The sequence below is a fragment of the Streptomyces sp. NPDC126497 genome (assembly GCF_040302425.1).
GTDB lineage: Bacteria > Actinomycetota > Actinomycetes > Streptomycetales > Streptomycetaceae > Streptomyces.
Map to the genome: position 1 here is coordinate 40,583 of NZ_JBEORT010000048.1, position 7,010 is coordinate 47,592.

Annotated in this window: 6 protein-coding genes and 1 pseudogene; 5 read left to right on the top strand and 2 right to left on the bottom strand. The window is 74.5% G+C overall.

The window, feature by feature from the left end; genetic code table 11:
- Window positions 1-87: 87 nt before the first annotated feature.
- On the bottom strand, window positions 88-822 hold the full coding sequence (locus ABTY20_RS20705; RefSeq protein WP_351998474.1) for a FadR/GntR family transcriptional regulator: 735 nt from the start codon (window positions 820-822) through the stop codon (window positions 88-90).
- 86 nt (window positions 823-908) lie between these two features.
- Between ABTY20_RS20705 and ABTY20_RS20710 the strand changes: the two genes are divergently transcribed.
- The 4 genes from ABTY20_RS20710 to ABTY20_RS20725 are packed head-to-tail and all read left to right on the top strand — an operon-like array spanning window position 909 to window position 5,365.
- Window positions 909-2,279 carry a glutamine synthetase family protein gene (locus ABTY20_RS20710; protein WP_351998475.1) on the top strand — a complete coding sequence of 457 codons (1,371 nt, stop codon included), beginning with the start codon at window positions 909-911 and terminating at the stop codon, window positions 2,277-2,279.
- Between the two features lie 8 nt (window positions 2,280-2,287).
- The gene (locus ABTY20_RS20715; RefSeq protein ID WP_351998476.1) at window positions 2,288-3,661 is read left to right on the top strand and encodes an aldehyde dehydrogenase family protein; all 1,374 of its coding nucleotides are present in this window, start codon (window positions 2,288-2,290) and stop codon (window positions 3,659-3,661) included.
- 6 nt (window positions 3,662-3,667) lie between these two features.
- Window positions 3,668-4,450, top strand: coding sequence for a 3-oxoacyl-ACP reductase (locus tag ABTY20_RS20720; RefSeq protein ID WP_351998477.1), 783 nt, complete (start codon window positions 3,668-3,670; stop codon window positions 4,448-4,450).
- A 27-nt stretch (window positions 4,451-4,477) separates the two neighbouring features.
- On the top strand, window positions 4,478-5,365 hold the full coding sequence (locus tag ABTY20_RS20725) for a DUF2510 domain-containing protein (protein ID WP_351998481.1): 888 nt from the start codon (window positions 4,478-4,480) through the stop codon (window positions 5,363-5,365).
- 4 nt (window positions 5,366-5,369) lie between these two features.
- On the opposite strand, the gene ABTY20_RS20730 is transcribed toward ABTY20_RS20725, so the two are convergent.
- On the bottom strand, window positions 5,370-6,572 hold the full coding sequence (locus ABTY20_RS20730; protein ID WP_351998478.1) for an amino acid deaminase/aldolase: 1,203 nt from the start codon (window positions 6,570-6,572) through the stop codon (window positions 5,370-5,372).
- A 227-nt stretch (window positions 6,573-6,799) separates the two neighbouring features.
- Between ABTY20_RS20730 and ABTY20_RS20735 the strand changes: the two are divergent.
- A pseudogene (locus ABTY20_RS20735) lies at window positions 6,800-7,010 on the top strand (hypothetical protein); the annotation flags it as partial.

A 7,010-nucleotide genomic window follows, 5' to 3' on the forward strand; every position in this document is an offset into this window, starting at 1 on the left:
CTTTGCGGACCCATACCCTCGTGGCGCGGACTCCGTGAGCGCAAGCCCCGTGCGCCGAACGGCGGTGAACCCGGTCGCGTCACGCCCTCACGCCAGGAACCCCCGCAGCAGCGCCGCCGTCCCCGCGCAGTGCTCGCGCATCGTCTCCCGCGCGCCGTCCGCGTCCCCCTCCAGCACCGCCTCCACCAGGGCGGTGTGCTGCCGCTGAGAGTGCTCCAGGTTGCGCACCAGCAGCGGGATGCAGTCCAGCAGGTCGTTCACCGTCGCCCGTACCGCCGCGTACTGCGCGGCCAGCGTCGGCGAGCCGCACAGCTCCGCCAGGGTGAGGTGGAACAGCGTGTCAAGGCGCCGGTAGTCCGCCAGCGGCGCCTCCCGCGTGCCGGCCAGCGCCCCGCGCAGCCGCGCCGCCCGCTCCTGCGGCAGTCCGTGCGCCGCGCACAGCCCCGCCGCGCCCACCTCCAGCACCTCCCGGAAGCGCAGCACGTCCTCGATGTCGACCCCGGCGATCCGCCGCCGCAGCTCCTCCCCGCCGGTGTCCGTCGGACGGGGCAGCACAAACGTTCCGCCGTACCGGCCGCGCCGCGACTCCACCAGGCCCTGGTCCTGGAGCACCTTCAGCACCTCGCGCAGCGTCACCCGGCTGATCCCCAGCCGCTCCGCCAGCTCCCGCTCGGCCGGCAGCCGCTCCCCGCCCGCCACCAGGCCCAGCCGCACCACCTGGAGGATCTGCTCCAGCGCCTCCTCGAAGCCGTTGCCCGCGCGGACCTGCCGCAGCACCGGTGCCAGGCGGTCCCCGACCGCGCCGACCGCTTCCTGTGGCATCCGGCCGTGCCCCCTTCCCAGGCAATGGTCCCCGGCAATACCTTATGGCTGCCGGCGTGACCGTAGAAGCCCGAGGAGGACCTCCCGTGGCAGACCGCACACCCCCGCTCTCCGTCGAGGAGCTGCACGCCCTCGTCGCCGGCGGTGAGATCGACACCGTCGTCCTGGCCTTCCCCGACATGCAGGGGCGGCTCCAGGGGAAGCGGTTCGCCGCGCGCTTCTTCCTCGACGAGGTGCTGCGGCACGGCACCGAGGGCTGCAACTACCTGCTCGCCGTCGACGCCGACATGAACACCGTCGACGGCTACGCCATGTCCTCCTGGGAGACCGGCTACGGCGACTTCGCCATGTACCCCGACCTCGACACCCTGCGCCGGGTGCCGTGGAACGAGGGCACCGCCCTGGCCGTCGCCGACCTCGCCTGGGCCGACGGCTCCCCGGTCGTCGCCGCCCCCCGGCAGATACTCCGCCGCCAGCTGGACCGCCTCGCCGCCCTCGGCCACACCGCCCGGGTCGGCACCGAGCTGGAGTTCATCGTCTTCAAGGACACCTACGAGCAGGCCTGGGACGCCGGCTACCGCGGGCTCACCCCCGCCAACCGGTACAACGTCGACTACTCGGTGCTCGGCACCGGCCGCGTCGAGCCCCTGCTGCGCCGCGTCCGCAACGAGATGGCCGGCGCCGGACTCGCCGTCGAGTCCGCCAAGGGCGAGTGCAACCCCGGCCAGCACGAGATCGTCTTCCGCTACGACGAAGCCCTGGTCACCTGCGACCAGCACGCGATCTACAAGACCGGCGCCAAGGAGATCGCCGCCCAGGAGGGCGTCTCGATCACCTTCATGGCCAAGTACAACGAGCGCGAGGGCAACTCCTGCCACATCCACCTCTCCCTCGCCGGTCCCGGCGGCGCCAGCGTCATGCCGGACTCCGCCGAGGAGCCGGACACCATGTCCGAGGTGATGCGCCACTTCCTCGCCGGGCAGCTCGTCGCGCTCCGCGAGTTCTCCCTGCTCTACGCCCCGCACATCAACTCGTACAAGAGGTTCCAGCCCGGCTCCTTCGCCCCGACCGCCGTCGCCTGGGGGTACGACAACCGCACCTGCGCCCTGCGCGTGGTCGGCCACGGCCGCTCCCTGCGCTTCGAGAACCGGCTGCCCGGCGGCGACGTCAACCCGTACCTCGCCGTGGCCGGCATGGTCGCCGCGGGGCTGTACGGCATCGAGCAGGAGCTCCAGCCGCCCGAGCCCTGCTCCGGCAACGCCTACACCGCCGGCTTCGAGCACGTCCCCACCACCCTGCGCGAGGCCGCCGGGCTGTGGGAGAACAGCGCGCTCGCCAAGGCGGCCTTCGGCGACGACGTCGTCGCGCACTACCGCAACATGGCGCGCGTCGAGATCGACGCCTTCGACGCCGCGGTCACCGACTGGGAGCTGCGCCGCTCCTTCGAACGCATGTGAGGCCCGCCGTGTCCGACCAGCCCCCCGAGCTCCAGGTGCGCAACCCCGCGACCGAGGAGGTCATCGCCACCGTCCCGGCCGCGACCCCCGCCGACGTCGACGCCGCCGTCATACGCGCCGCACGCGCGCAGACCGCGTGGGCCGCCCTCGCGCCCGGCGACCGGGCCCGGCTGCTGCGCCGGTTCGCCGCCGCGGTCGACGGGCACCTCGAGGAACTGGCCCGGCTGGAGGTCCGCGAGGCCGGCCACACCCTCGGCAACGCCCGCTGGGAGGCCGACAACGTCCGTGACCTGCTCGACTACGCGGCCGGGGGAGTGGAACGCCTCACCGGCCGCCAGATCCCGGTCCCCGGCGGGGTGGACGTCACCTTCCTCGAACCCCTCGGCGTCGTCGGCGTCATCGCCCCCTGGAACTTCCCGATGCCCATCGCGGCCTGGGGCACCGCACCCGCCCTCGCCGCCGGCAACGCGGTGCTCCTCAAACCCGCCGAGACCACCCCCCTCACCGCCCTGCGCCTGGCCGGACTGGCCCTGGAGGCGGGCCTGCCCGAGGGCTTGTTCCAGGTGCTCCCCGGACACGGCCCGGTCGCCGGGAACGCCCTCGTCGAACACCCCGGCGTCGCCAAGATCGTGTTCACCGGGTCGACGGCCGTGGGCAGACGGGTGTGGGCCAAGGGCGCGGACCGCCTCAAGCGCGTCACCCTCGAACTCGGCGGCAAGAGCCCCAACATCGTCTTCGCCGACGCCGACCTGGAGGCCGCCGCCGCGGCCGCCCCCATGTCCTTCCTCGACAACGCGGGGCAGGACTGCTGCGCCCGCACCCGCATCCTCGTCGAGCGCCGCGCGCACGACCGGTTCCTGGAACTGCTCGCCCCCGCGATCGAGGCGGTCCGGGTGGGCGACCCGGCCGACGAGACCGTGGACATGGGCCCGCTGATCTCCGCCGCCCAGCTCGCCCGCGTCCGCTCCTACGTCACCGACGACCTCGACGGCATCCGCGGCAAGGCCCCCGAGGGCCCCGGCCACTGGTTCCCGCCCACCGTCCTCACCGGTGTCGACCCCCGCGCACGCGTGGCCGTCGAGGAGGTCTTCGGACCCGTCGCCGTCGTCCTCCCCTTCGACGACGAGGCCGACGCCGTACGCCTGGCCAACGCCACCGACTACGACCTCTCCGGCTCGGTCTGGACCCGGGACGTCGGCCGCGCCCTGCGCGTCTCCCGCGCCGTCCGCGCCGGGAACCTGTCCGTCAACTCCCACTCCAGCGTCCGCTACTGGACCCCCTTCGGCGGGTTCAAGCAGTCCGGCGTCGGCCGAGAGCTCGGCCCGGACGCGCTGGCCGCCTTCACCGAGACCAAGAACGTCTTCATCAGCACGGAGGCCTGAGCGCACATGAGCGAAGAGAACGTCTGCCGCCGGCTGACCGGCCGCACCGCCGTCGTCACCGGAGCCGGCAGCGGCATCGGCCTCGCGACCGCCCGCCGGCTCGCCTCCGAGGGCGCGCACGTCGTCTGCGGGGACGTCGACGAGGTCCGCGGGAAGGCCGCCGCCGAGGAGACCGGCGGCACCTTCGTCGAGGTCGACGTCACCGACCCCGAGCAGGTCGAGGCGCTGTTCAAGACCGCGTACGACACCTACGGCAGCGTCGACGTCGCCTTCAACAACGCCGGGATCTCGCCGCCCGACGACGACTCCATCCTGGAGACGGGACTGGAGGCGTGGAGGCGTGTCCAGGAGGTCAACCTCACCTCCGTGTACCTGTGCTGCAAGGCCGCCATCCCGTACATGCGGCGCCAGGGCCGGGGCTCCATCATCAACACCGCCTCCTTCGTGGCCCGGATGGGGGCGGCCACCAGCCAGATCTCGTACACCGCCTCCAAGGGCGGCGTCCTCGCCATGTCCAGGGAACTCGGCGTGCAGTTCGCCCGCGAGGGCATCCGCGTCAACGCCCTGTGCCCCGGACCGGTCAACACCCCGCTCCTGCGGGAGCTGTTCGCCAAGGACCCCGAGCGCGCCGCCCGGCGCCTGGTGCACATCCCGCTCGGCCGGTTCGCCGAGGCCGAGGAGATCGCCGCCGCCGTCGCCTTCCTGGCCAGCGACGACTCCTCCTTCGTCAACGCCACCGACTTCCTGGTGGACGGCGGGATCTCGGGGGCGTACGTCACACCGCTCTAGGGTTGGCCCTACAGTGCCCGGATGAGCATGTCGTCCCCGCCCGGCTGGTACCGCGATCCGTACGCGCCGCACCTGGAACGCTGGTGGGACGGCACGGCCTGGACCGGGCACCGGCGCACGCCCGGGGCCCCCGCCGTGCCGCCGGCGCCGTCCGCGGGCGGCGCCGGCCGCGTGCGGGCGGTCGCCCTCACCACCGCCGGCGCCGTGCTGGTCGCGGCGGTCGTCACCGGCGCGGTGCTCCTCGGCGGGAACGAGCGCGGACCGGGGACGCGCACCGCTCCGACGCCCACCACTTCCGCCCCCGGGTCCCCGTCACCCTCCCCGTCCGGTCCGCCCGCCGGCGCCCCGGACGTGGTCGAGGACCAGCTCAACGGGATCACCTTCCCGCTCCTCGACGGCTGGGTCCGCCCCGAGAACGTGGTCCAGGACGACGTCGTCATGACCACCGACGGCACCTACGACTGCCCCGGCGACGGCAGCGTCTGCCGGCACGGCCTCGTCATCTCCCGCACGGTCACCGGGAACGACGAGACCTCGCCGCGGGCGCTCGCCGAGGAGGACGTCTCCGAGGCCGCCGACGCGGCCTTCGACAGGGACGTCACCGGCCGGCGCCCCTACGGCGGCCTGGAATCCCACGAGGCCGTGAGGTCCGGCCCGGTCGCGGTGGCGGGCCGCGCCGGCTACTTCGTGCGGTGGCGCGTCACCACCGCCGAGGGGCCCGGCGGCTACGTGCAGTCACTGGTGTTCCCCTCCAGCGTCGGCACCGGCTCCCCGGTCCTCGTCCGCTACGTCTTCGACGCCGGACGGGACGGACCGCCCCTCGCCGACATGGACCGCATCACCGAGGGCATCCGCTCGGTCACCGACCCGGCCTCCGGGGGCGGCGTCGGCAGCAGCATCGGGCCGGCGGACTGAGCCGTCACAGGAACGTGCGGCCCTCACCCCGGTACGTCGGCACCGTCGCCGTCACCGCGTCGCCCTCCACCAGGTGCAGCGCGTCGAACCGTTCGCACAGCTCGCCCGCCTTGGCGTGCCGGAACCACACCCGGTCGCCGATCAGCAGATCGTCGGCGGGCGGGCCCAGCAGCGGCGTCTGCACCTCGCCGGCCCCCTCCTGGGGGTCGTACCGCAGCCCCTCGGGCAGATACGGCGCCGGCAGCCGGTCCGCGCCGGGCGCGCCCGACGCCGGATACCCCCCGCCCAGCACCGTCACCACGCCGACCCCCGGCCGCCGCACGACGGGCAGGGCGAACAGGGCCGCCGGACGCCCGCTGAACGACGTGTAGGTGTCGAACAGCCGCGGCACGTACAGCCCCGAACCGGCCGCGATCTCGGTGACCGCGTCCTCCGCGGCGGTGTGCTGCACACTCCCCGTGCCCCCGCCGTTGACGAACTCCAGCCCCGGTACGACCTCCCGCACCGCCCGCACCACCGCCGCCCGCCGCTCGGCGAGTTCGCGGCGCGCGGCGGCCTGCATCAGCCGTACCGCCCGCGACCGCAGCGGCCGCCCGGCCACCGCGTCGCCGACACCGGCCACATGGCCCTCGTACGCCATGATCCCGACGACCTCGAACCCGGGCCGCCGGACCACCGCGCGCGCGAACCCGGCGACCTGGGCGGGGGAGTGCAGCGGGGAACGCCGCGCGCCGATCCGCACCCGTCCGCCGAACAGCCTGAGCGAGGTGTCCAGCTCCAGGCAGACCCGGACCGTCTCGCCACCGCCCGCGCGGGAGGCGTCGATCAGGTCGAGCTGCGCCGGATCGTCGACCATGACCGTGACGGCGGCGGCGAGCCCGGGATCGGCGGCGAGCTCGGCGTAACCGGCGCGGTCGGCGGAGGGGTAGGCCAGCAGGACGTCGTCGAAACCGGAGCGGGCCAGCCACAGGGACTCGGCCAGGGTGAACGACATGACGCCCGCGAAACCGTCCCGGGCGAGGACCCGTTCGAGCAGCGCACGGCAGCGCACGGACTTGCTGGCGACCCGGACCGGCTTCCCGCCGGCCCTGCGGACCAGGTCGTCCGCGTTGGCGTCGAAGGCGTCCAGGTCCACGATCGCGAAGGGGGCGTCGAGAGGGGCGGTGGCCCTGTCGTAACGGGCCCGGTCGGCGGGGCGCGCGGTCATGGACGCAGCCTGCCAGACGGGATTACCGCACGGTAGGGGATGTTCCGGGCAGATGCCGCGGCCCTGCGGACTGGTTCCCGTTCGGCGCGGACCACGCCGTAGAGTGACGCGCACGCACGGCGGAACAGGGGCCGGCCGCGGGCCGGGCCGGGATGACGCGCCGTCCGTGCGGGTATCCGTGCCCGGGACGAGTCCGTGCCGGGCGGGCACGACGAAACGGGGGGTGCATGAGCACGGAAGCGCGCCGCGCCTCCCATCCCCCGCGCCCCACCGCCCCTCCGCGACCCGCGCACCCGCCGGCACCGGCCGGGCCCGGCGCGGACGAACGGGAGGGGCCGCAGGACCCGGCCCGCCCCGCGGCCCCGGAGGCCGGCGTGCCCCGGGGGCGTACCTCCGGCGGCTCCGGCCCCTTCGACTCCCGCGAACCGGCCCGCACGG

Coding starts and splice junctions, on each gene's coding strand:
- ABTY20_RS20730 (WP_351998478.1), bottom strand. CDS start 6,572: ATGACCGCGCGCCCCGCCGACCGGGCCCGTTACGACAGGGCCACCGCC.
- ABTY20_RS20725 (WP_351998481.1), top strand. CDS start 4,478: ATGTCGTCCCCGCCCGGCTGGTACCGCGATCCGTACGCGCCGCACCTG.
- ABTY20_RS20720 (WP_351998477.1), top strand. CDS start 3,668: ATGAGCGAAGAGAACGTCTGCCGCCGGCTGACCGGCCGCACCGCCGTC.
- ABTY20_RS20705 (WP_351998474.1), bottom strand. CDS start 822: ATGCCACAGGAAGCGGTCGGCGCGGTCGGGGACCGCCTGGCACCGGTG.